This window comes from Nonomuraea marmarensis, assembly GCF_043197025.1.
GTDB classification, from domain to species: domain Bacteria; phylum Actinomycetota; class Actinomycetes; order Streptosporangiales; family Streptosporangiaceae; genus Nonomuraea; species Nonomuraea marmarensis.
Window position 1 is genome coordinate 299,000 of the sequence record NZ_JBICRM010000007.1, and the last position, 23,888, is coordinate 322,887.

Below are 23,888 nucleotides of genomic sequence, written 5' to 3' on the forward strand. Positions count from 1 at the left end.
TCAGAACCCCATCAGGTTGGGCGTGATCTTGGTGTAGCCCTCGTCGGCCATGTGCAGGTCGATGGGTACCGCGGCCAGCTCGTCGACCTGCGGCACCGCCCGGGGATCGCGGCCCAGGTCGATGTCGATCAGGTAGCGGCGGCAGGACTGGCAGGACTCGGCGCGCAGGTGCGGGAAGAGCGCGTCCTCGTCTGCGGGCGCCCGGCCCACCTGCGGGCCCGCGCGGGCTTCGGCGTAGACCGTGCGCTTGCCGGTCTCGCCGCAGTTGGGGCAGGTGGTGGCGGAGAAGTTCCATTCGTTGGCGCATCGGGCGCATCGCAGCATCCTGCGGCCGCTGACGAGCGGGTCGTCGCTGTCCGCCCGATAGCTGAGCTGCGGCTGCCCGCCGCACGTGGGGCAACGCCCGGACACCGCGTTGCGCGTGGCTGGGAGCGGGACGACGCGCATCGTGGCGCGGGCGAGGTAGCGCTCGACGGGCGTGAGCTCCTCATCCGCGAGCCAGGCGTCGAGCAGCCCGTCACGACCCGCCGTACCCAGTGCTTCGGCCAGGGGCGGCGGGCCGTTCGACGTCGTCGCCGCCACGACGCGCGGCAGCACGTTCGCCTGCGCCCAGTCGAGCGCCCCGTCCGGCGGGACGTCGTCCCCGACCGACTCCCACACCTCCACCAGCGCCAGGTACAGCGCCAGGACCTCCGCCGCATGCGGGTACCGCTCCCGCAACTCCCCGGCCCGCACCCGCTCCCTCGCGTACATCAGATCTTCTCGATGTTGACCAGGAACGCCTTGTACTCGGGCGTCCGCGCGCTGGCGTCCCCCACGAACGGGGTCAGGGCGTTGGCCAGCCAGTGCTGACCGGTGTTGATCCCGACGAACCCCCAATGGATCGGGATGCCGATCTGGTACACCTTCCTGCCGTCGATCTCCAGCGGCCCCAGCCGCCGGGTCACCACCGCCCGCACTTCGAGCTTGCCGCGCCTGGACGACACCCGCACCCGGTCCCCGGTCTCGATCCCCTTCTCCGCGGCGAGCCCCGCGGGCACCTCGACGAACGCCTCAGGTTGCAGCTGGACCAGGTGCTCGACGTTCTGGGTGACGTAGTGCTCGTGCTCGGTCAGCCGGTACGACGTCGCCACGTACGGATAGTCGGCCACCGTGCCGAACCGGTTCGGCCGCCCGGCGCGCTCGTCGTACCTGAAGGCCACCGGAGTGGCGGACACCTGCGGATGCAGCACGTTGGCGACGGGCGACTCGATGGGCTCGTAGTGCTCGGGGAACGGCCCGTCGGCCACGGCGTTGCTGAACAGCCGCCCCACGCCCTCGCCGGTCATGATGAACGGCAGCGGCGCGTCCGGGCCGGGCCCGATCAAGGCCGGGTAGTCGGGCACGTCGCCCACCCATTTGCCGTCCACCCAGGCGATTCCCGGGCGTTTCGGATCCCAGGGTCGGCCGTCCTGGTCGGCGGAGGCGCGGTTGTAGAGGATGCGGCGGTTGGCGGGCCAGCTCCACGCCCAGCCGGGGTAGAAGCCCATGCCGCTGGGGTCGTTCCTGGCCGGATCCTGTACGCCGTCGCGCCGCTTGGCCAGGTTGCCCGCCTCCGGGTAGTGCCCGGTGTAGATCCAGTCGCCCGCGCTGGTGGTGCCGTCGTCCTTGAGATCGGCGAACGTGGCCAGCCGCTTGCCCGTCCGCAGGTCCCGCCCGTTGATCTCCTGCGCGATCTCGTCCAGCTCGGGCTTCCGCGGGTCCTGGTACGGCAGCGCCAGCTTCAGTACCGGATCCGGAAATTTCCCACCTTGGGCCTGGTAGAGATCCCTGACCCGCTGGAACAGCTCGGCCAGGATCCAGTGATCGTGCCTGGACTCGCCCTCCGGCGGCAGCACCTGGTCCTTCCACTGCACCCAGCGCCCGCTGTTGGTGAACGAGCCGTCCTTCTCGATCCAGTGCGTGGCCGGCAACATGAACACCTCGGTACGGATCTTCGCCGGATCCATGCCGGGCGCCTGCCAGAACTCCGAGCTGGTGGTGGCGAACGGATCCATGACGCACAACCACTTGAGGTTCGACAGCGCCTGGAGCACCTGGTTGGAGTCGGGACCGATGCTGGTCGCGGTCATCCCGGACAACATGACGCCCTGCATCTTCCCCCTCAGCGCCTGGTCGAAGATCGAGATCCACGAGGCGTTGGCGGCGGGTTTGGGCAGGTAGTCGAAGGCGAACTCGTTGTCCTTCGTGGCGGCGTCGCCGTACCAGGACTTGAGCAGGCTGACCAGGTATTTGCGGTAGTTCTCGCCGAAGAAGTTCACCGCTCTGGGGTGGGCCTTCTTGCTGGCGCTCGCGTCCAGGTGCGCCGTGATGTCCTTCTGCCCGGGCGCCGGGATGCGCAGGTAGCCGGGCAGGATGTCCCAGGAGATGGCGTGGTCGGTGTTGCCCTGGATGTTGGCGTGCCCGCGTTCGGCGTTCATGCCTCCGCCGGGGCGGCCCATGTTGCCGAGCAGCAGTTGCAGGATGGCGCCGGAACGGATGAGCTGCACGCCGGTGGTGTGGTGGGTGAGGCCGACGGCGTACACGATGGTCATGACCTTGTCCGGCCGTCCCGTCTCGCCGACCAGCCTGGCCACCTGGAGGAACTGGTCGCGCGGGATCCCGGTGATGCGCGCCACCGTGTCGGGGTCGTAGCGCTGGTAGTGGGCGCGGAGCAGGTTGAGGACGGAGCGCGGGTGGTCGAGGTCGATCTTGGCGTGGCCGTTCTCGTCGGTCTCGTACGCCCACAGCTTGGTGTCGTAGACGCCCTGCCCCTGGTCGAAGCCGTTGAACATACCGTCCTGGAAGGTGTAACCCTCCTTCACCACGAACCCGGCGTTGGTCGCCCACCGCACGTACTCATCGTGATAAAGCCGATTTGCCAGGACATAGTTGATAAGTCCACCGAAGTAGGCGACATCCGTACCTGTGCGGATCCTGAGGTACGTGTCCGCCACCGCCGACGTCCGCGTGAACCGCGGATCCGCGTGGATGATCTTCGCGCCCCTGTCGAGCTTGGCCCGCATGAGCCATCTGAAGCCCACCGGATGGGCCTCCGCCGGGTTGGCGCCGTTGACCAGGATGAGGTCGGCGTGCCTGATGTCACGCCAATGGTTGGTCATGGCCCCTCGGCCGAACGTGGCAGCCAAACTGACCACCGTGGGACCGTGTCAAACACGGGCCTGTTGTTCGAGGTGAACCAGGCCCAACCCCCTCATCAGCTTCGTAGCGAGATATCCCTCTTCCGAGCTGAACGCCGCTCCGCCGGCGAACGCGACGCCCTCGCAGCGGTTGACGACGTTGCCGTCGGCGTCCTGGGTGACGAACGTGGCGTCGCGCGAGGCCTTGATGTTCCTGGCCAGCCTGTCCAGCGCGAAGTCCCAGGAGACCTGCTTCCACTCGGCCGCCCCGGGCGCGCGGTAGAGCGGGTGCGCCACCCGCCTGCGCGACACGGCCAGTTGCAACGAGGTCGCCCCCTTGGGGCAGAGCGTGCCCTCGTTGACCGGGCTGTCCGGATCACCCTCGATCTGCAGCAGCTCGGTGGTGCCGTTCGCGGCCTTCTTGGTGTAGGCGACGATCGAACATCCGACCGCGCAGTACGGGCACACCGAATGGGAGAGCGTGGCCCCCTCGATGCGCAGGCCCTGCTTGACCCTGATCGCCTCGGTCAGGTCGAACCCCAGAGCCGAGCCGCCGAGCACCGGGCCGATGCTCAGAAACTGCCGTCGGCTGACCTCCATCACCGGACTCCCTCAGCTGCAGCCGGTTATTTCACCGTATGATCCGACAGCGCACCCGTCTACCCCTGCGCGAGTTGCAGGTCGTATCGACCGCCGGGGTCATCGGGGTTGCGCAACAGGTCGAGCAGCCTCGGATCGGCCGGCACGAGCACGCCGTGATCGCCCCGCTCGCCCGCCAGCCGCAGCACCTCCCGCCAGGCGGGCCGCCCGACCGGCACGGCCGCAGGCGTCCACCGCCCTGCCCCGGCCTCCTCGTAGCCCCCGTCCGCCAGCCGCAACACCGTCCGCACGCCGCCTGCGCGGGATCCGCCGTCATCGGCGACGAGGGCGAGCCGCCCACGGCTCAACCTCTCCACCGTCGCGAGCGCGTGTGCCCCGGCCGCATCGGGCACCGCGGCCACGACCAGCAGCGATCGGTACGTGAGCGCGGCGAGCGCGGCCGCCAGTGTGACCGGGTCGAGCGACGGCGCCGCACCGTGCTCCATCCAGAGGGCGTCGGCCCCGGCCGCCTCGAACGCCACGGCATCGGAAAGCCATTCCCCGGGATCGTCGTGCGGCCGCGGCAGCACAATCCCAACCTTGACTCTCCCGCTCGGCGCAGTACTCGTCGGTTCAGTCATGGTGCGCTCCCGTGACGACACGCAGCCGATCGTCGATCCGCCGGGTGAGGTGAAGCCGGTCCAGATGCTCCAGCAGCGGAATCACGACCCGGCGGTTTGTGCCGAGCGCGACTCGCGCGTCTCCGGCCGTGAACGGCTGCGGCAGCCCGGCCAGGATCCGCGCCGCGGCGACATCGGCCCCCGGCAGCAACACGACCCCGTCGGTCAGCCGCAGCACCAGCCCGGCCCGCGCGGCCAGCGCCACCGTTCGCGTGGTGAGCCCGAGCGCGGGCAACCGCGCCGCCTCCGGCGCCTGGTACGGCGCCCCGGCCAGCTCGTTACGCAACCGCTCGACGGCGTTGACCACGGTCTCCGGGACACCACCGCCATCGATCCGCCCGTCGGCCACGCGCGCCGGTGAACAGGCCCTGACCAGCGCCTCGACCAGCTCGCGCGATGGCAACCCGAGAGCGCTCCGAGCCGCGTCGACCGGGATCCCCGGCTGCTCCGCCACGATCGCCCCCAGCCGCTCCGCCAGTTCCTTCCACCTCCCGGGATCGACCACCCAGTCACCCGCACCGGGCACGTCGGGCGAACCGGGATCGCAGCCCATCGCGGCCAACTCGGACCGCCGCACCACGCCACGCCAGCCCAGCACGGTAGCGGCATCGGGCACCCGGCCCGCCGACTCCCCCGCATCGAACGGGGCCAGCTCCGCCGCGCGTCTTGCGGCCGCGCCCCGGCGGCGCAGAGACGGTGGCCGCACATCGAGCACGAGCACGCTCGCGATCGGCCGTCCTGAGCAGCGCAGCAGGGCCCGATCCCCGACGCGCAGGGGAATCGGCCGAGCCAACGCCAACCTGGCCGTGCCCGTACCAGACCCGAACGGGCGTACCCGTGTGGGCACCGAGGCCGAGCCGATGTGCAGGACGGCCTCGCGCGGCAGGTCCCCGCCGTCCAGCCGCACATCCACCACGTCCGTCTCCAGCCACGCGTCCGGAGTGAGCAACGTCTTCCCCCTGGCCGCCCGCTCACGATCGACGCCGCGCAGGTTGACCGCGACCCGGGCGGCGGCCGCCACTTCGCCGGCCGGCTCGCCCGTGACCTGCAACGCCTTCACCCGCACCCGCGCGCCGTCCAGAACGAGCACGTCACCGACCCGCAGCGTGCCCGCGGCGAGCGTGCCGGTGACCACGGTGCCGGCTCCCTTGATCGTGAAGGCCCGATCGATCCACAGCCGTACCGGGGCTCGCACGTCGGGCGGCGGCAGCGAGGAGACCAGCAGGTCGAGCCCTTGGCGGAGGTCATCGAGCCCTTCCCCCGTCCGCCCACTCACCGTGACCACCGGCCAGGAGACTCGAGCCCGCGCCTCGTCCACCGCCAGCGCGGGATCCATCAGGTCGCACCGGGTGACCACCAGCAGCCCCCGGTCCACGCCGAGCGCCTCGATCGCCTCCCAGTGCTCCTGCGACTGCGCCTGCCAGCCCTGGTCGGCCGCCAGCACGAACATCACCGCCGGCACCGGCCCGAGCCCCGCCAGCATGTTGGTGACGAACCGCTCGTGTCCCGGCACGTCCACGAACGCCAACCGGCGGCCCGACGGCAGCACGGTCCAGGCGAAGCCGAGGTCGATGGTCATGCCGCGGCGGCGTTCCTCGGCCCAGCGGTCGGGCTCGATGCCGGTGAGCGCGCGTACCAGGGTGGACTTACCGTGGTCGACGTGGCCGGCGGTGGCGATCACGTACATGCCAGCGCCGCCCTCGCCAGCTCGTCGTCCTGGTGAGGCGGCACGGAACGCAGGTCGAGCAGGAGCCTGCCGCCCACGACCCGCCCGACGACCGCGGGCTCGCCCAGGCGAAGCGGGAGAGCGAGTCGTACGGGCAGGGCGAGCGCCACGCTGGCCAGCTCCCGGCCAGGCGCTCCCCCACCACCCACCACGGACACACTGCTCACCACGCCGCACTCCACCCCGCCGCCCCGGAGATCGCCGTGGCCATCCGGGCTGCCACGGGTGAGCCGGTCGGCCAGGCGGCGGGCGCGGTGCTCCAGGTCTTCGATGTCGGCGTGCAGGGCGAGCCGTACCGGTGGTTCCGAGCGGAGTGTGGCCTCCAGGGCGGCCAGGGTGAGCTTGTCGACCCGTAACGCCCGGGCCAGGGGGTGCCGCCGCAACCGGTGCACCAGGTCGGCGCGGCCCAGGATCAGGCCCGCCTGCGGTCCCCCGAGCAGCTTGTCGCCGCTCGCCGTCACCAGGGCCGCGCCGGAACGCAGCACCGTACGTACGTCCGGCTCCTCCGGCAGCAGCGGCTCGGGACCGAGCAGGCCCGAGCCGACGTCCACCACCACGGGCACCGGAAGGGCGCGGAGCTCCGCGACCGAGGCGGCGGCGGTGAAGCCCTCGACGCGGAAGTTGGACGGATGGACCTTCAGCACGAACCCCGTGTCGTCCCCGACCGCGTCGGCGTAGTCGCGGGCGTTGGTGCGGTTGGTGGTGCCCACTTCGCGCAGCCGCGCCCCCGTGGATTCGAGCAGGTCAGGCAGCCGGAACCCATCGCCGATCTCCACCATCTCGCCGCGGCTGATGACGATCTCCCGTCCGGCCGCCAGCGCGGTCGCCGCCAGCACCAGCGCCGCCGCGTTGTTGTTGACCACATGTACGTCCTGCGCCTCGGGAACGGCCGCCGCCAACGCGGCCATCACGGTACGCCCGCGCCGGGCCCGCTCCCCCGCCACCAGGTCGAACTCCACATCCGTACACCCGGCCGCGGCCTCCATCGCCTCGACCGCCGCCGGTGAGAGCGGGGCCCGACCCAGGTTGGTGTGCACGAGGACACCCGTGGCATTGATCACCCGCCGCGGCCCCACCGCCAGGGCGGACACCGCGGCCGCCACGACCTCCTCCGGCGCGATCCGCCCCTCCCTGGCCCGCTCCTGCGCGGCGACGACCGCGGCCTTGGCGACCGCACGATCCGCACCCTCGGCGGCGACCACCACCCGGGGATCGGCCAGCACACTATCGGTACGCGGGATGCGCCGACGCGGATCACCGGCCATGGCGACCTTCGAGGCATTCCGGATCACGGCCATGGGCACCTCGTGCGGAGGCGCACGGGGATCGAACCCGCCGGCGACGCCGCGCGCCGCCCACCGGTTTTGAAGACCGGGGTGCCCACCAGAACACACGCGCCTCCAGGGACGATACTTCACCATATGACGGATATCAGGCTCACGCAGTACGCCCGTGGCGGCGGTTGCAGCTGCAAAATCCCGCCTGGTGAGCTGGAAGCGGTCCTGGCCGCCTTCCCAGCCCTCGAACACATCCCCTCCGCTCCTGGACGCAAGGCGAACGACTTCCTCGGCGCGCGGAATGAAGCAACCGAGCACGGCGAGGGGGCGGTGCTGATCGGCCTCGAACACGGCGACGACGCGGCCGTGATCCGCATCGACGGCGACCGCGCCCTCGTCTCGACCGTCGACTTCTTCGCCCCGGTGGTCGACGACCCCTACGACTTCGGCCGCATAGCCGCCGCCAACGCCCTCTCCGACGTCTACGCCGTAGGCGGCGAGCCGCTGGTCGCGCTGAACCTGCTCGGCTGGCCCCGCGACCTCCTCCCCATGGAACTCGCCCACGAGGTCCTGCGCGGCGGCCTGGACGTGGCCCGGCAGGCGGGCTGCGCCGTCGGCGGCGGCCACAGCATCGACGACGCCGAGCCCAAGTACGGCATGGCCGTCACCGGCCTCGCCGACCCGGCCCGGCTGCTGCGCCTCGACGCCGGACGCCCCGGCCTGCCGCTGAGCCTGAGCAAGCCGCTCGGCGTCGGCGTGCTCAACTCCCGCCACAAGGCCACCGGCGAGGTCTTCCCCGAGGCGATCGCGTCGATGACCGCGCTCAACCGGCAGGCCGCCCGCGCCGCGACCAGTGCGGGCGCCCAATGCGCGACGGACGTGACGGGGTTCGGGCTGCTGGGCCACCTGTTCAAGCTGGCCAGGGCCAGCCGCGTCACCGCCGTCGTCGACGCCGCCGCGGTGCCGTACCTGGCACCGGCCAGGAGGGCGGTACGAGACGGGTACGTCAGCGGCGGCACCCGCCGCAACCTGGCCTGGGTGTCGCCGCACCTGGAAGCCGGCGGGATCACCGAGGAGGACCTGCTGCTGCTGGCCGACGCGCAGACCTCGGGCGGGCTGCTGGTGGCCGGGGAGATCCCGGGAGCTCCGGTGATCGGCGAGCTCGTCCCGGCCGGAGAGCGGGCACTGGTCATCAGATAACCACACATTCCGGTCGTGACCTTGGCGTCCCGCGCGGGTACGTTGGGCAAAGAGCCCCTGACAACCTGCGAAGGAAGTGGTTCCCCGTGCTCTACCTCTTCGGCTTCGAGCGGATCGGCGTGGCCGTGAGCGACATCTACTTCGTTGACCCGAACCCGACGAAAGGCCAGGAGGGAGCCGAGCGAGGCGTGCGTCTCGAGCTCCGCTGGCTCGAACCCGGCGAGCTGAAGGGATCCATCTACTCGGCGCGGCCCATCACGGTCGACCGGCCCATCTGGCGGGTCGACCTGCTGGAGTCGGTCACCGGCGAGCCCGGCAGCTTCGACCGTACCCACCACCACCCCGGCATCGACGGGTGGGAGCCGGGGCGGCGGGTGTTCGACAGGGGGCTCTCCGCCGAACCGCTGAAGTGGCTCGGAGAACGGCTGGCCGACCTCGAAGGCGTGCTCGAACAGGCGGGCGTCAAGCCCGACGAGGTGACCTCTGCGGACGTGAACGGCCTGCGCGACCGCACCCCGGAGATCGTCGACGCCGTCGGCCGCCTGCTCGACAGCGTACGCGCCGACGACGGCGCCCCGGCCGACGCCGAATCGGCCACCAGCGTCCGGGCCAGCTGGCTGTGACGACTCCGCGCTGCCCGTGAGGAGCCCGCGACCCGGCCGCCGGCCGCGCTGGTGCCGGCGACCTCGGAGAGAGGCCGAAGAGCTGGCGGAGCCCGCTGGGAAGATGGCCGAATGAGCCTGTTGCTGCGCAATGCCCTGCTGCTCGACGTGGCCTCCGGCGAGTACGCCGAGGGCGACCTGCGCTGCGCCGACGGCCGCGTCGTCGAGACAGGTCCGGGGCTGAGCGCGCCCGCGGACACAAGGGTGATCGACCTCGCCGGAGCCCACGTGGTGCCCGGCCTGATCGACGCGCACGTGCACGTCACCGCCTCCACCGCGAACTTGGGCTCGCTCGCCTCCATGTCCCCCTCGTACGTCGCCGCGCACAGCATCCGGATCATGGGCGCCATGCTCGACCGCGGCTTCACCACCGTCCGCGACGCGTCCGGCGCCGACTACGGGCTGGCCGACGCCCAGGCCGAGGGGCTCGTTCGCGGCCCCCGGCTGCTGTTCGGCGGCAAGGGACTGAGCCAGACCGGCGGCCACGCCGACTTCCGCGGCCGGGGCGAGCACCTGCGCGACGACCACCCCTGCTGCTCCGGCGTCGGCCGGGTCGCCGACGGCGTGGACGCGGTACGCGCCGCCGCCCGTGACGAGTTGCGCAAGGGCGCCCACCACATCAAGGTGATGGCCTCCGGCGGCGTGGCCTCCCCGACCGACCGCATCGACTCGACGCAGTACTCGATGGATGAGCTGCGGGCAGCCGTCGAGGAGGCCGAGGCCGCCAACCGTTACGTGGCCGCGCACGCCTACACCGCGCGAGCCGTCGACCGGGCCCTGGAGGCGGGGGTGCGGTCCATCGAGCACGGCAACCTGATCGACGACGGCAGTGTCGAGTTGTTCCGGCGGCACGACGCGTACCTGGTGCCGACGCTGGTGACGTACTGGGCGCTCAAGAAGGAGGGGCTGTCGTACGGGCTGCCGGAGCGGAGCTGGCGCAAGGTGGACGAGGTGCTCGAAGCGGGCCTGGTCGCGCTGGAGCGCGCCGCCCGCGGCGGCGTGCGGCTGGCCTACGGCACCGACCTGCTGGGCGGCATGCACCGGCACCAGAGCCACGAGTTCCGGCTGCGGTGCGAGGTGCAGCGGCCGCTCGACGTGCTGCGGGCCGCGACGACGGGCGCGGCCGAGCTGGTGGGCCTGGCGGGCGAGCTCGGCACGCTGGCCGTGGGCGCGCACGCCGACCTGCTCGTGCTCGACGACGACCCGCTGCACGACATCGGGGTCCTGGCGGACCCCGGCCGCATCCGCCACGTCATCCAAGCGGGCGTGCTCGTGTCGCCGTGAGGGCGTGCGTATCGTCGGCAGGGTGACGACGATGACGCGCACCGCTCTCGTGATCGTCGCGGTGCTGGTCCTGCTGCTCGGGCTGCTGTGGATGTTCCAGCGGCACCTGATCTACCTGCCCGACCGCACGCAGCCGCCGCCGGCCGCGGCGGTCATCCCGGGTGCGCGCGACGTCTCGTTCACCACGAGCGACGGGATCCGGCTGGCGGCCTGGTTCGTGCCCGGCGAGCATCCCGTGACCGTGCTGGTCGCCGGCGGGAACGCGGGCAACAGGCTGCACCGCGCGCCGCTGGCCCGCGCGCTGGCGGCGCACGGCCTGCCGGTGCTGCTGATGGACTACCGCGGCTACGGCGGCAACCCGGGCACCCCCACCGAGGAGGGGCTGCACCTCGACGTCCGGACGGCCCGCGCGTTCGTCGGGGACAGGCCGGTCGTCTACTTCGGCGAGAGTCTCGGTGCCGGGGTGGTGACCAGGCTCGCGCTGGAGCGCCCGCCCGCCGGGCTGGTGCTGCGCTCGCCGTTCACCGACCTGGCGGCGGCTGGGCGGGCCAACTACCCGTTCCTGCCGGTCAGTGCACTGCTGCGGGACCGCTTCCCGGTCGCGGAGAGCATCGCGAACGTACGAGCCCCCGTCGTCGTCCTTTACGGGACACGCGACACGATCGTGCCCCCGAGCCTGAGCAGGGCGGTGGCCCAGTCGGCGCGAGGGCAGGTCACGACCGTCGAAGTGCCCGGAGCGGACCACAACGACCTGGCCATGCTGAACGGCCCCGAGGTGGTCGGCGCCGTGGTGGAGCTGGCCGATCGGATCCGCGGATCTCACTAGTCCGGCGGGCGCTCGCTGACGCCGGCGGTCACGCCCGCGTGGTAGCGACGCGTATGATCGTCATCTGGCCTGACGGCCGCTTCCTGATCCCGAGGTGACCGTATGAAACCACCGCGCATTGTCCTGGGTGCCGCGGTGGCGGTGGTGCTGCTGGTCTCGGCCTTCCTGCTGCTCCGGGATGTCGGGGACGGGAAACCGGTCAGGGAGCGGCTGGTGGTCGCCCCCACGGTGGTGCAGAAGAGCAGGCTGGTGGACGCTCAGGGCGCGCTGATCGAGGAGTTCTCCGGCGATTGCGCGGGCAGCGGACATCCGTGGCTGTGCGGGCGCGTGCAGGACGAGCTCCGCGCGGCCGACGAGCATCTCCTCACCCGCGGCGGCCTCACCATCAAGACCACGATCGACCCGCGCATGCAGGGGGCCGCCCAGCAGGCCATCGACCACTACGTCAGCCGCGACGACCCGCAGGTGGCCACCCAGGCCATGATCGTCCCGGGGACCGGCGAGATCAGGGCGATGGCCACCAGCCGCACGCCCGGCGACGCGAGAGGTCTCCAGCAGGGCACCACGGCGATGGCCTACGCCTTGGCTGCCGCGCTCGAAAGCGGCATGCGGTACGACGACGGCTTCCCGTACTCCGACGCATACCGAGCGCCCACCTACTCGGCGTTCAAGAACTGCGCGGGCGAGGCGGTCGGCGACCCGGCTCACTCCGTCGTGAACCGGAAACAGGACCACGGCGAGTTCACCACCCTGCGATCGGGCGTATGGGCCGGGGAGGAGACGTTCTTCCTGAAGGTGACGGAGAAGGTCGGCCTCTGCGAGACCGTGAACATGGCCAGGCGGCTCGGGCTCGGCCGGGCCGACGGGGCGCCGCTGGTCGTATACGAGACGTTCGCGCTGGGCGTCAACGAAGTGGATCCGGTCTCGGTGGCCGGCACCTATGCCACGTTCGCCGCCAGGGGCAAGCACTGCGCGCCCCATGCCGTCACGGAGGTCCGCGACGGCTCGGGCCTCGTACGCGCCTTCCCGCCACGCTGCGAGCAGGTGCTCGACCCGCACGTCGCCGACGCGGTGACCGGCGTGTTGTCGGGCGCGCCGGCCAGGAGCCCGCTCAAGGGCCTCGGCCGGGACGCGGCGGGCATGGACGGCACGACCGACAACTACGTCGCCGCCTGGTACGCCGGCTACACCCCAGACCTGGCCTCCGCCGTCAGCCTCGGCGCCGATCTGCGCAACGTGATGACCGACGTCACCATCGGAGGCCGTCACTACGCGAACGTGCACGGCACGTCGATCCCCGGCCCCATCTGGAAGACCTCCATGACGGCGGCCCTGAAGGAGACCGCGGAGACGGCTTTCGTACCGTCTGACGCAGTCCGGTTCGGCGGCTGCCGCGACGCCTGCGCGAAGTGAGGTCCGCGAGTACGATGAGCGCGTGGATCGTACTCAATATCTTGGGTACACCCCCGTCACCGAGAGCAGGCGGCTGATAGCCAACGGACTGCCGGAAGCGCTGCCGGAAACCCTCGGTGGACGGCACCGGTTCACGCCACTCTCCCTGCATGTCGGCGAACGGATCGCGGCCGCGGCCTTCGCCCGGCTCGACGACGTGGGGTCGTTCCGCCTGGACGTCTGGCTGCTCTCGCAGGCGCGCGCCGGCCGCTGGCACGTCCGCAGCGGGAGCACCACCGCGGCCGACCCGGGCGACGAGGACGTGCTGGCGCCGCGCCCGGCGGCGGCCGTGCTCGACGGCCACGCGCAAGCCGGCGAGAGCACACGGTACGACACCCGCTCCAGCCGCTGGATTCCCTGGCCGCCGAAGTGGCTGGCGTTCTGCCTGGTGCGGTTATCGGCGGAGGTGGGCGCCGTCCGGGTGGACGGAGCGGAGATCCGGGTCCCTGAACACGGGCTACAGGCGCTGGCCTGGTGGCCGGACCGCAACGGGACGAGCGTCGAACTGCTCGACCACAAGGGCGAGCGAATCTCCACCCTCAGCCTGCGCTAGCGAGCGCGGAGCCGGTCCAGGTGGGTAGTCGACCGCCGCCGCTTGCCCGAGGCTCTCACGATCATGGTGGTCGCGAGTACGTTCCAGATGGAGACCAGGCGGGAGGAGAGCGCGGCCATGAGCGAGCAGAGCGCATCGGCAGCCGCTACCACAGCGCCTCATCGGTGGCTGTTTGCGGCAGTCACCGGGCCAATCTGCCGGTCGAGGCCGGCGTCGGTGAGGCGGGCTACGGCCCGGCGTGGGGCCTCCAGCAGCTCGCGGATGCGGTGGACCCTCGCGCAGGGGGCGGCGGCTGACCTGCGGCTCTTCGGCCGGCGCGGCCTGCTGGATGGGGGGCGCCGGTAATATTGGATCCACATACGAGGGGGGTCCAGATGATCGCACCGACCGCGCTGTTCGCCCTGGACACGCTGCTGACCGAGGAGGAACGCGAGATCAGGAACACGGTCAGGCGTGTGTGCGACCGCGAGATCCGACCGCACGTCGCGGACTGGTTCGAGGCCGGGGAACTGCCCGCGCGCGACCTGGCCCGCACACTCGGCGAGGTCGGCGTGCTCGGCATGCACCTGCACGGTTACGGCTGCGCGGGCATGGGCGCGGTCGCGTACGGGCTGGCGTGCCTGGAGCTGGAGGCGGCCGACTCGGGGCTGCGCAGCCTGGTGTCGGTGCAGGGTTCGCTGGCCATGTACGCGATCTGGAAGTACGGCAGCGAGGAGCAGAAGCAGGAGTGGCTGCCCGCGATGGCCAAGGGCGAGCGCATCGGCTGCTTCGGCCTGACCGAGCCGGACTTCGGCTCCGACCCGGCGGGCATGCGTACGACGGCCAAGCGCGAGGGCGGCGACTGGGTGCTGGACGGCACCAAGATGTGGATCACCAACGGCTCGGTGGCGGACGTGGCGGTGGTCTGGGCGCGTACCGACGAGGGGATCAGGGGCTTCCTGGTCCCGGCGGGCACCCCCGGGTTCACCGTCAACGACGTCAAGCACAAGATCTCGCTGCGCGCGAGCGTGACGAGCGAGCTGGTGCTCGACGGCGTGCGGCTGCCGCAGGAGGCGATGTTGCCCGGCGCCAGGGGCCTGTCCGGGCCGCTGAGCTGCCTGAACGAGGCCAGGTTCGGCATCGTGTTCGGGGCGATGGGGGCCGCGCTCGACTGCCTGGAGACCACCATCGCGTACGCCGGCGAGCGCGAGGTGTTCGCCCGGCCGCTGGCCTCCTACCAGCTCACCCAGGAAAAGCTCGCCGACATGGCGCTGGAGCTGGGCAAGGGCCTGCTGCTCGCGGTGCACCTGGGCCGGTTGAAGGAGGCGGGCACGCTCACGCCCGAGCAGGTGAGCGCGGGCAAGCTGAACAACGTGCGCGAGGCCCTGGAGATCGCCAGGAAGTGCCGCACGCTGCTCGGCGCGAGCGGCGTCACCCTGGAATACCCGGTGATCAGGCATGCGGTGAACCTGGAGTCGGTGCTGACCTACGAGGGCACGTCGGAGATCCACACCCTGGTGCTCGGCAAGGCCCTGACCGGGATCGCCGCGTTCCACTGACGCTCAGAACGTCTGCCAGGTCGCCTCGGTGACCTGGCACGGCCCGCCCTGGTGCACCCGCAGCCGCCCGGCGGGCAGGTCCAGCCCGATCGTGGCCAGCGTCTCCCACCGCTGGTTGATCGGCTCCTGCGGATCGGGGTGCGCGCAGACGGGCGCCTGGTCGGGGCCGTGGCTGAGCATGGCGTGCGCCCTCGTGGTGAGGTCGTCGTCGGCGAGCCCCTCGACGTGCTCGCGCAGGTGCTGGAACCTGACGTATGTGCCGGGCCGCTCGGTGGCGTGCCGCTCCCCCACCGCCAGCGCGGGGTCGAGGAAATGGTTGCAGTGCAGCAGGACGCCGCCGGGCTCCGGCGGTATGACGGCGACGCCGGCCGGGGAGATCTCGATGGACGCCGCCTCCGTGGCGGTCACGGCGGTGATGACGGTGGAGGCCGACACCGTGGCCGAGCGCGCGATGTCCGCGGCCTCCTCGACGGTGGCCGCCTCGTCCAGGATCCTGCGGGCGATCAGGTGCACGGGCACCCCTGGATCGGCCGAGTCGGAGTCGTGGCGCAGGATGTTGAAGTGCACGCCGAGGCCCGCGCCGCTGATGCCGATCTTGGCCAGCGCCCCGGCCTCGGTGAACGTGCGGACCACGTGCCCCGGGCGGGGTTCGAGCTCCCACAACATGGGCGCGTCGCGCAGGTGGTCGTGCCAGTCCCAGGTCTGCACCGTACGCGGGGGCGCTCCGGCCCCGGGCAGCACGACGGAGGTGGAGCACTCCCCCTCGCCGACCGCGTCGATGGCCGCCAGGATCTCGGTACGGGCGTTGACCACGGCCACCTGCCAGGGCTCCAGCCCGGCGCCCGCCGCGATCCCCGCGATCTCGTCCGCCAGGTGAGGTGCCCAGGCGGCGCCGCGGTCGAGCGCCTGCTCACCCCACGCCCTGACCTGCCCGGGTGCGGCCCCGGCCACCGCGAACAGGTCGGTGTAGCCGGCGAAATTGGCGGCGATCTCCTTGCGCCGGTGCGTGCCGAGCTCCTTGCCGCGGGCGCGCGGCTCGGTCTGTGTGGAAATGAAAGTGGGAAATGTCATGAACGGCCCATCAGGTCGGATGCGGAAGGCACTACCCCGGGCAGCAGGCCCGCGAACCTGCCCTTCGGGGCTCATAGCGCCTGCCGCCGGACGGGCTCCGGCGGCAGGCGAAGCGAGAGCTCAGGTGAAGTTGACGTCACTGCAGATGTTGTCCTGCCAGGCCTGCCAGCACATGGGGTCCTGCTGCTGCATGGCCGGGTTCTGGAAGTCGCTGCCCCAGCGCAGCCAGCAGCCGTAGTTGCGGGAGGCCGGGTCGACGACCGAGCCGTGCGCCGAGGCGGTGTCGGCCAGCGGGACGGCGAAGAGCATCGCCATGGACAGCAGCAGGGCCAGGGCACGTGGCGCCCAGCGGTTTGGTGCGACTTGGGGCATAGCGGTCTCCGTGTTCCGGTCGAGGGGTCCGGCTGATGGGGAGCGCTCCGCTCGGCGACGGTATCTGACGTAATAAATCCATACAAATGACGATCCTTTGTCAACGCACCGTATTGTCCAGTGTTGCCCTGGTTGGCGGCCCTGCTGAATAGCGGAAAGGGTTTTCCTAGCAGCAGGGCCGAGCCGGTGAAACTTTCAACCCTCGCGACCGAAAACCAGATCACGCGCCGAGCTTGTCATCCAATCCGGCTGGTCGCGGCGAATAGGTCAAACGACATGGAAGCCGCTGACATACCGACACAGGATGGGGTTTCCATCGAGGTGTCAAAAGGAGGGAGAGACCATGTCAACCCCGGCTGTCGTTGAGCGCTCCGGCTCCAGCGGCCTGGGTGACGTCGTCGAGCTCATTCTGGACAAAGGGCTTGTGATCGACGCATTCGTTCAGGTTTCACTGATCGGCATTGAAGTGCTCACCATCCAGGCCCTCCGCTGGGCATGACCGACCTCAAGCACCGCTACGGCATCACGGCGAACGACCTCAACCTGGACCTCGGCCCCCTCGGCCCGCTCCTGCCACGCGAGGGCACCGTACTAACGCCGGACTCCTGATGCCGAGGACCATGCCTTTCGACCCTCCCACCGTACGAACGCTAGGGCGATGCGGCGCGAGAGGTGTAGACCGTTACCTCGTCCGGCTGGAGGAGGCCGTCCTGGATGGCGCAGATGAGCAGCTTCTCCTTGGTGGGTGCCGGGCGGCCGGCTGCCGCGTATTTCACCCGTGCCCGGTCGATGTACTGGCGCACGGTCCGCTCCTTGATGCCCATCCGGGCCGCCACCGAAGCCTTCGACATCGACTGGAACCAGTACAGCAGCGCCGCCCGTTCCTTGTCAGACAGCTGTGGCCGGTGCGGCCCCTCGTCCGTGGCGATGGCCTGGGCCATCGGTGGCGTGACGCTGGGCCGGTCGGCGGCCACCTCCAGGATGGTCTCCAGGCAGGACTCCCGGGTGGCCCGGCCCTTGCCGATGAAGGCCGACGCGCCCGCGTCGAGCGCGGCGCGTACCGTCTCCGGCTCCTCGTGCTCCGAGAAGACGATCACCCGCTGCCCGCCCCCGCACAGCTCGGCGACCCGGTCGATGACCATGGTGCCGTTGAGGTTGAGGTCGAGCAGCAGCACGTCGGCGGCGGTGCCGCGGACCGACTCGATGGTGGGCCCCTGGGCGACCAGCTCCACCGGGCCCGGCGGGCCGAACCACGACCGTACGCCGTCCACCACCACCTGGTGGTCCTCCACCAGCGCGACCGTCACGCGTCCTGCCAGATGCTGTTGACCCATACCTCCCCTCCCTGCCGTTGATAGGTGACGACGACCCCGCTGGGCTCGTGTACCGGGGTGGTGATGACGGGCAGGTCGTCGTTGTCGGCGACGACGGCCACGCTCACCATGGTGGACATCGCGGACACGGTGACCCGGGCCCGCGACCTGGCCCCGTCCAGCGCCTCGATCGGCGCTCTGAGCAGGTCCTCCCGCACGCCGTCCGGCAGCTCGGGGAGGCTCGCGCCGAACGGGGGCGCCGTCACGAGGACCCGGCGCCGTTCGGCCGCGTCGATGCGCTCGCGTAGCGCCGACACCAGCTCGTCCGGCACGTCCTCGCGTTCGGTGATGAGCCGGCGCAGCCGCATGGCTCCGGCCGTGCAGTCCTCGCGTACGCGCGGATCGCCCGGGTCGGCGCCGTCGGCGAGCTGTTCCAGCAGCGACTCGGCCACGTCGCGGATGGCGGCGTACCTGCGGATGCGGTCGGCGTGGATGCTGCGCGCGGACTCCCGCCAGGCGTCGTCGGCGGCGAGCCTGCGGGCCAGCACCACGGCGTCGTGGGCGCGGGCGCGCAGGGTGTGGCAGCCCGCCATGTACCCGATCTGGAGGGTGACGCTGCCGACCATGACCATCAGGTATTTGGCGATGGAGACGCGGTCGAGCATCCCGGTCACGGCCATCGCGGCGAGCATGATGCCGGCGTTCGCGGCGAGGAACGCGGTCAGCTCCCGCCGCCAGCGTGGCCGGTTCCACAACAGCATGACGCCGAGCCAGCCGACCGAGCCCCACCCCCAGTCGCTGGGGCCGAGCAGGTCCTGCGGCCGGCAGGCCACGATCACCACGACGTCCACGGCCAGCACGGCGAGGGCGAGCTCGCGTACTCTGGCGGGCCCGCTGAACGTGCGCACCAGCACCACCGCGGTGAACGCGGTGATCGCGGCGTAGCCGATCCAGGACGCCGCCGCCAGCGACGGCCAGCGGAAGGTGCTCCAGCCGGTGACCGTGACCGTGAGGTCGTAGCCGATGTGCCAGACCACGGTGATCACGATGGCGCCGAGCGTGGTGTAGCGGGCGTAGCGCTGCGCGACCTGCTCGATGTCCTCGGTCATGGCCGCCACCACAGGCTGACCCGGGTGCCCCGGTCTCCTGAGGAGATGTCTGCGCCGGCGTTCGGCAGGGAGCGCATGGTGTCGAGGATCGAGCCGCGCACGCCGAACCGGTCGGACGGCACGCGTGCCGGGTCGAACCCGCCGCCCTCGTCGGCGACCTCCACCCGGATCTCGCCGTCGCGGCTGCTGGAGACCAGCTCGGCCGCGCGTACGCCGGCGTGCAGCGCGATGTTCGCCAGCGCCTCGGTGACGGCCCGGGCGAACCGCTCCGCGACGTCTCCCGGCACCGTCTCCGGCGCCAGCCGCCTGCGCACGTCCAGCCCCTTCGCCCGCCCGGCCACCTCGTCCAGCAGGGCGTCCAAGGCGATCGGCACGGATTCGGCGGGCGGCGTGTCCCGCAGCTTCTCCAGCGCCGCCAGGTCGGTCGCCACCTGGGCGCGCAGGGTGGCCGAGGCCCGGTCGTACGTGCCGAGGCCGACCATCGTCAGCGTGTGCAATGACGTCTCGTGGATGCTGCCGACCTGCTTCAGCTCGTCCTCGCGCCGCAGCCGTTCGACCATGAGCGCGATCTCGGCCCGCGCGCTCTCCCGCAGGAACGCGTCCGCCGAGGCGGCGGAGCGGCGCAGCAGCGTCATCAGCACCGCGATCGAGAGGATCTGCACGAGGTGGATCCCCAGCGTCCCCGCCCCATCCTGGTACGGGGCCACCAGCCGCAACCCCACCAGGTACGCCCCCGCCACCACCAGCCCGACAGGCACCGCCACCCGGGGCCGCCAGGTGATCCCGGCGACGACGATCGTCATCGTGACCAGCCCCGCGATCCAGCTCGATCCCCCTTCGAGGGCCTCCCCCGCCACGAGATGCCCCTGCGCCAGGCACAAACCGACGGTGATGGCCGCATCACCGGCCACCAGCCGGCCGGGCAACGGCTGCCTGCGCCACGCCAGGCGCAGGAACAGCAGGGTCCACACGAGGTCGATCGCCAGCGCGGGCACCAGCCACACGGCGGAGACCGGCGGGACGGCGGCGAGCACCGCCGCGACGACCGCCACCAGGCCCACCACGCCCCGGGCCCCCGCGCCGGCGCGCGTGACGGTCTTCTGCAATTGCCTGGCCGCCGAGTCGTATCTCGTTGAACCGCCGTGAGACATGGGCCGCCCGCTCGCGATGGGAGCACAAGACGGGTCTCAGAATAATGCACCCGGTATGGATGGGAAGGGTGCGTAAAAAGAAACAGGAATTTCTGGCCGCGGGTGGGGACATGGGTCGCATGGCTTTTTCCCTCGTGCCGGCTCTCATGCGGTATTCACCGCCTTCATCGAACCCTGGCCCGTCGCAGCTCGGGCGGCATGACGGCTGATCGGCCGTCACACCCGTACGACGGCCGATCAGCCGTCAGACGCGTCTCCTCACATAGGCGTGTACTTGGCGAGGGTCGCGATGAGGCGACGAGAGGGGACCCCATGACATTCATGGCGATCACGATTCTGATCTCCTGCCTGTCGGTGATGACCGTGCGGGGGCGGCGCGGGAACTGGCCGTCGGGCATGCCGGTGACGCGGGCGCGGCTGGTGGCGGTGGGCGGTACGTACGAGGGCTCGTACGGCCCGCCGTCCGACGCGTACGTCATCCAGGAGCGGCTGATCGCGGCGGCCCACGGGGCGGGCGGCACGGAGCTGGCCCACACGGCCGCCGCCCTGGCCCTGGGCGCCGTGGTCGCCGGCAGGCCGCAGCACACCGGGACCCGCGAGGCGGACCTGGACGAGTGCGCCCAGGCCGCACATCGCGCCGTGCGTACCGCGTCTCTGCGCAACCCCGCGATGCCCGACCTGGTCAGCACCCTGGATCTGGTCGTCCTGGACGCGGGCGAGAGCCCGCGGCTGCGCTTCGCGCACGTCGGCAACGGCGCGATCTGGCACTGCGCGAAGGGCAAGGAACCGCAGCCGCTGACCACGTCGCACTCCTTCGATGACGGCCCGCTGCTGCGCGGGGTCGGCCTGCCGTCGGCGCTCAACCCCGAGGTCGGCACCGTGCCGCTGCGCCCGGGCGACCGGATCGTCATCGTCTCGGACGGCGTGGTCAGGGCCCTCGGCGTCCCCCGCGTGCAGGAGCTGCTCACCGCCGGCGTGTCCCCGGTCGCCTGCCTGGACCGGCTGTACGACGAGATGGCCGCCGTGGAGCCGAAGGACGACGCCACCGTGATCATCGCCGACTTCGTCACCGCATGAGTACGGGGGTACTCAGGCCGGATTCCCGCTCCGACGCGACGATCGGGGAAATCTCCCACAAGGAAACCGGAGGGTTCGATGAGCGCCATCTTCGGAGAGACCCTGAGCTTCACCCAGGCGGACGGCGAGGAGGTGCGGCTCGTCGTCTTCGGTGACGAGCACTACGCCCGCTACGAGACCCTCGACGGCTACACCGCCGTCTACGACCGCTCGGCCGGCGCCTACTGCTACGCCGGCCTCAAGGACGGCCGCTTCCAGTCCACGGGGGTCAGGATCGACTCCCACGACGCGCCCGGCGACGTGCCGCGCCACCTGCGCGAGTCCGGCTCCCTCAGGGCGGACGCGCATCGGCGGCGCCGGCTGGACGGGCTCTCGGCCGAGGCGGCGGCGGACTCGGCGATGACGTTCGGGCCGCGGGGCGGGCTGCTGGAGGGCCGCAGGCTCAGCGTCGGCACGGTGCGCGGGCTGACGATCCTCGTCGACTTCCCCGACCAGGCCACCACGGTCACCCAGGCCCAGGTGGACGCGCTGCTCAACGCCCCCGGCTACCGGGAGAACGGCAACGCGTGCTCGGTCAACGAGTACTTCGAGATCGTGTCGGGCGGCCTGCTCCACTTCACGAACGACGTCGTGGGCCCGTTCAGGATGAGCCACGACATCACCTTCTACGCCGACCCGGACAACCACGACGTGCTGGTCCCCGAGGCGCTCCAGGCGGCCGTCGACTCCGGCGTGGACCTCAGCCGGTACGACTCGCTCGGCCAGCGGGTCGTCGACGCCCTGATCATCATGTACGCCGGCAAGACCCAGTACATCCAGGACAGCGTCCTGTGGCCGCACAACAGCGTCATCGAGCTGGAGTTCGGCGACATCCGCACCCACTTCTACCTGGTGACCAGCATGGGCGAGGGACCGGAGCAGCTCTCGATCGGCACGTTCTGCCACGAGTCGGGCCACTTGCTCTGCCGCTTCCCGGATCTGTACGACTACGGCCGCCGCGACGGCGACGACTTCGCCAGCTCCGGCCTCGGCCTGTACTGCCTGATGAGCTCCGGCAACCACCTGAACGGCGGCAAGACTCCCGCGCCGGTCCACGCCTACCTGCGTGACCTGGCCGGCTGGTGCCCGGACCAGGTCGACCTCAACGCGGGCGGCACGTTCGAGGCCGGGCACGGGGACTACCGCAGGGTGTTCCGCTACTCGACCGGGTCGGCCGAGGAGTACTTCCTGGTGGAGAACCGCGCCAAGCTCGGCTTCGACCTGCACCTGCCCGCCGGCGGGCTGGCCGTCTACCACTGCGACACCCGGGGCTCCAACGAACTGCAGGACGGGACGCCGCTGCGGCACTTCCAGGTGGGGCTGCTCCAGGCCGACGGCCATCTCGACCTGGAGAACAACCTCAACGCGGGCGACAGCCGCGACCTGTACGGCCGGGTGGACGGCACCGCTCTGTCGCACTCGACGGTGCCAGCCAGCCTGCTGTGGAACGGCGCGGAGTCGGGCCTGACGCTTTCGGCGATCAGCGACCCGGGTCCGTCGATCCGGTTCAGGGCGGGCGCCGTGGGGGTCAACGGCGCCTCGTTCATCTCGGTGTCGCGGCCGGCCCTGCGCATTCCCGACAGCGATCCGCACGGCGTCGCCGACACCATCACGATCGAGGCCGAGGGCACCGTGCGGACACTGAAGATCCTCATCGACCTCGACCACAACCACCCGGAGGACCTGCGGCTGGTGCTGCACTCGCCGACGGGCCGCCGTATCGTCCTGTCGCACCGGGCGGAGCTGGACACCTCGAAGCTGCTGGAGTACGGGACCGAGCCACCCTCGGCGGTAACGCCGCTGGTCGGGCAGCCCGCGGGCGGCGGATGGACGTTGCGGGTCAGCGACCTGGCCCCGTCGCACGCCACCGCCGGGGTGCTCGCCGCGTGGAAGCTGGACATCGTCACCGGAACCTGACGGGACGCCCTTTCCAGGCGGCCGGTACGGGCCGCCTGGGAGCGGCATTCGCCATGGCCTAAGATCAGGCACGTGAGCGCTCCGCACGGCATCAACCCCAACATCCCCCATTCCGCCCGGGTCTACGACTACTGGCTGGGCGGCAAGGACAACTTCGAAGCCGATCGCCGGGTAGCCGAGCAGACCATGGCGGCGGTGCCGGGCATCCGCGAGAGCGCCAGGAACAACCGGGCCTTCCTCGGCCGGGCCGTGCGCCGCCTCTCCCGGCTCGGCATCCGGCAGTTCCTCGACCTGGGCACGGGCATCCCCAGCCAGGGCAACACGCACGAGGTCGCGCAGGCGGAGGCGCCGGAGTCCCGCGTGGTCTACGTCGACAACGACCCGATCGTGATGACGCACGCCAGGGCCCTGCTGACCAGCACGCCCGAAGGGGAGACGGCCTACATCGAGGCCGACGTACGCGAGCCGCGCACCATCCTCGACCACCCCGACGTGCTGTCCACTCTCGACTTCACCCAGCCCATCGGGCTCATCATGATCGCGATCCTCATGCACATCCCCGACGAGGACGACCCGGCCGCGCTGGTCAAGGAGTTCGCCGAGGCCCTGCCCAGCGGCAGCCACCTGGTGCTGAGCCACCTGACGCTGGACTTCCTGGACAAGGAGACCGCCGACCACTACCTGTCGGCCACCAGCAAGCAGGCGATGCACAGGACACCCAGGACCGGGGAGCAGATCGCCCGCTACTTCGACGGGTTCGAGCTGGTCGAGCCCGGGCTCGTGGCGGTCTCAGAGTGGCACGATGAGCCGCTGTTCACGGAGGCCGCGACCTGGATGTACGCCGGGGTCGGCAAGAAGCCCTAGGTCCTGCGCACACTGTACGCTGAGAGCCGGCTGTGGGCGA

The 23,888-nt window shown here is 71.2% G+C and carries 23 protein-coding genes and 1 tRNA gene; 12 read left to right on the plus strand and 12 right to left on the minus strand.

Features of this window, described 5'->3' with window-relative positions:
• The 7 genes from ACFLIM_RS14445 to ACFLIM_RS14475 all read right to left on the minus strand — a co-directional run bounded on the left by ACFLIM_RS14445 (position 1) and on the right by ACFLIM_RS14475 (position 7,545).
• Positions 1–753, minus strand: coding sequence for a formate dehydrogenase accessory protein FdhE domain-containing protein (locus ACFLIM_RS14445; protein ID WP_393165373.1), 753 nt, complete (start codon positions 751–753; stop codon positions 1–3).
• Positions 753–3,176 (minus strand): formate dehydrogenase-N subunit alpha, encoded by a 2,424-nt coding sequence (gene fdnG, locus ACFLIM_RS14450; protein WP_393165374.1) that lies wholly within the window; start codon positions 3,174–3,176, stop codon positions 753–755. Before fdnG ends, ACFLIM_RS14445 begins: the two co-directional genes overlap by 1 nt.
• A gap of 12 nt (positions 3,177–3,188) precedes the next feature.
• On the minus strand, positions 3,189–3,758 hold the full coding sequence (locus tag ACFLIM_RS14455) for a hypothetical protein (RefSeq protein ID WP_393165376.1): 570 nt from the start codon (positions 3,756–3,758) through the stop codon (positions 3,189–3,191).
• 59 nt (positions 3,759–3,817) lie between these two features.
• Complete coding sequence (locus tag ACFLIM_RS14460) at positions 3,818–4,327, minus strand: hypothetical protein (RefSeq protein WP_393165378.1); 510 nt, start codon at positions 4,325–4,327, stop codon at positions 3,818–3,820.
• A gap of 43 nt (positions 4,328–4,370) precedes the next feature.
• Positions 4,371–6,104, minus strand: a complete 1,734-nt coding sequence (selB, locus tag ACFLIM_RS14465; protein WP_393165380.1) for a selenocysteine-specific translation elongation factor — start codon at positions 6,102–6,104, stop codon at positions 4,371–4,373.
• A complete protein-coding gene (selA, locus tag ACFLIM_RS14470) occupies positions 6,095–7,441 on the minus strand; it encodes an L-seryl-tRNA(Sec) selenium transferase (protein WP_393165382.1) in 1,347 nt (448 codons plus the stop codon). Before selA ends, selB begins: the two co-directional genes overlap by 10 nt.
• A gap of 10 nt (positions 7,442–7,451) precedes the next feature.
• A tRNA-Sec gene (locus tag ACFLIM_RS14475) sits at positions 7,452–7,545 on the minus strand.
• 19 nt (positions 7,546–7,564) lie between these two features.
• Here ACFLIM_RS14475 and selD point away from each other — a divergent pair.
• The 7 genes from selD (at position 7,565) to ACFLIM_RS14510 (ending at position 14,935) form a co-directional block, all read left to right on the plus strand.
• Positions 7,565–8,620 carry a selenide, water dikinase SelD gene (gene selD / locus ACFLIM_RS14480; protein ID WP_393165384.1) on the plus strand — a complete coding sequence of 352 codons (1,056 nt, stop codon included), beginning with the start codon at positions 7,565–7,567 and terminating at the stop codon, positions 8,618–8,620.
• Positions 8,621–8,706: 86 nt separating this feature from the next.
• On the plus strand, positions 8,707–9,243 hold the full coding sequence (locus ACFLIM_RS14485) for a hypothetical protein (protein WP_393165386.1): 537 nt from the start codon (positions 8,707–8,709) through the stop codon (positions 9,241–9,243).
• A gap of 111 nt (positions 9,244–9,354) precedes the next feature.
• Positions 9,355–10,566: a metal-dependent hydrolase family protein gene (locus ACFLIM_RS14490; protein ID WP_393165388.1), complete on the plus strand. Its 1,212-nt coding sequence runs from the start codon at positions 9,355–9,357 to the stop codon at positions 10,564–10,566.
• Between the two features lie 31 nt (positions 10,567–10,597).
• Complete coding sequence (locus ACFLIM_RS14495) at positions 10,598–11,392, plus strand: alpha/beta hydrolase (protein ID WP_393165513.1); 795 nt, start codon at positions 10,598–10,600, stop codon at positions 11,390–11,392.
• A 102-nt stretch (positions 11,393–11,494) separates the two neighbouring features.
• A complete protein-coding gene (locus tag ACFLIM_RS14500; RefSeq protein ID WP_393165390.1) occupies positions 11,495–12,805 on the plus strand; it encodes a hypothetical protein in 1,311 nt (436 codons plus the stop codon).
• Between the two features lie 22 nt (positions 12,806–12,827).
• Entirely contained in the window at positions 12,828–13,397 is a 570-nt protein-coding gene (locus ACFLIM_RS14505) for a hypothetical protein (RefSeq protein ID WP_393165392.1), read from the plus strand.
• Between the two features lie 374 nt (positions 13,398–13,771).
• Complete coding sequence (locus tag ACFLIM_RS14510) at positions 13,772–14,935, plus strand: acyl-CoA dehydrogenase family protein (protein ID WP_393165394.1); 1,164 nt, start codon at positions 13,772–13,774, stop codon at positions 14,933–14,935.
• Between the two features lie 3 nt (positions 14,936–14,938).
• Here the strand turns inward: ACFLIM_RS14510 and ACFLIM_RS14515 are convergent, their stop codons facing one another.
• On the minus strand, positions 14,939–16,006 hold the full coding sequence (locus ACFLIM_RS14515) for a C45 family autoproteolytic acyltransferase/hydolase (protein ID WP_393165396.1): 1,068 nt from the start codon (positions 16,004–16,006) through the stop codon (positions 14,939–14,941).
• Positions 16,007–16,126: 120 nt separating this feature from the next.
• Complete coding sequence (locus tag ACFLIM_RS14520) at positions 16,127–16,378, minus strand: lytic polysaccharide monooxygenase (protein WP_393165398.1); 252 nt, start codon at positions 16,376–16,378, stop codon at positions 16,127–16,129.
• A gap of 343 nt (positions 16,379–16,721) precedes the next feature.
• Here ACFLIM_RS14520 and gvpJ point away from each other — a divergent pair, with 343 nt between their 5' ends.
• Positions 16,722–16,877 (plus strand): gas vesicle protein GvpJ, encoded by a 156-nt coding sequence (gene gvpJ, locus ACFLIM_RS14525; RefSeq protein ID WP_393165400.1) that lies wholly within the window; start codon positions 16,722–16,724, stop codon positions 16,875–16,877.
• The gene (gvpK, locus tag ACFLIM_RS14530) at positions 16,874–16,987 is read left to right on the plus strand and encodes a gas vesicle protein GvpK (protein ID WP_393165402.1); all 114 of its coding nucleotides are present in this window, start codon (positions 16,874–16,876) and stop codon (positions 16,985–16,987) included. Before gvpJ ends, gvpK begins: the two co-directional genes overlap by 4 nt.
• Before the next feature lie 41 nt (positions 16,988–17,028).
• Here gvpK and ACFLIM_RS14535 read toward each other — a convergent pair whose 3' ends face one another.
• The 3 genes from ACFLIM_RS14535 to ACFLIM_RS14545 are packed head-to-tail and all read right to left on the minus strand — an operon-like array spanning position 17,029 to position 19,951.
• A complete protein-coding gene (locus ACFLIM_RS14535; RefSeq protein ID WP_393165404.1) occupies positions 17,029–17,712 on the minus strand; it encodes a response regulator in 684 nt (227 codons plus the stop codon).
• Positions 17,682–18,800, minus strand: a complete 1,119-nt coding sequence (locus ACFLIM_RS14540) for a hypothetical protein (RefSeq protein ID WP_393165405.1) — start codon at positions 18,798–18,800, stop codon at positions 17,682–17,684. The genes ACFLIM_RS14535 and ACFLIM_RS14540 overlap by 31 nt, the downstream gene beginning before the upstream one ends.
• Positions 18,797–19,951, minus strand: a complete 1,155-nt coding sequence (locus tag ACFLIM_RS14545; protein WP_393165407.1) for a sensor histidine kinase — start codon at positions 19,949–19,951, stop codon at positions 18,797–18,799. Before ACFLIM_RS14545 ends, ACFLIM_RS14540 begins: the two co-directional genes overlap by 4 nt.
• Positions 19,952–20,272: 321 nt before the next feature.
• Between ACFLIM_RS14545 and ACFLIM_RS14550 the strand changes: the two genes are divergently transcribed.
• From ACFLIM_RS14550 to ACFLIM_RS14560, 3 genes are all read left to right on the plus strand, one after another.
• Positions 20,273–21,028, plus strand: a complete 756-nt coding sequence (locus ACFLIM_RS14550) for a PP2C family protein-serine/threonine phosphatase (RefSeq protein ID WP_393165409.1) — start codon at positions 20,273–20,275, stop codon at positions 21,026–21,028.
• Between the two features lie 78 nt (positions 21,029–21,106).
• Positions 21,107–22,984: a M6 family metalloprotease domain-containing protein gene (locus ACFLIM_RS14555; RefSeq protein ID WP_393165410.1), complete on the plus strand. Its 1,878-nt coding sequence runs from the start codon at positions 21,107–21,109 to the stop codon at positions 22,982–22,984.
• A 72-nt stretch (positions 22,985–23,056) separates the two neighbouring features.
• Positions 23,057–23,848 (plus strand): SAM-dependent methyltransferase, encoded by a 792-nt coding sequence (locus ACFLIM_RS14560; RefSeq protein ID WP_393165412.1) that lies wholly within the window; start codon positions 23,057–23,059, stop codon positions 23,846–23,848.
• The last annotated feature ends 40 nt before the right edge of the window (positions 23,849–23,888 follow it).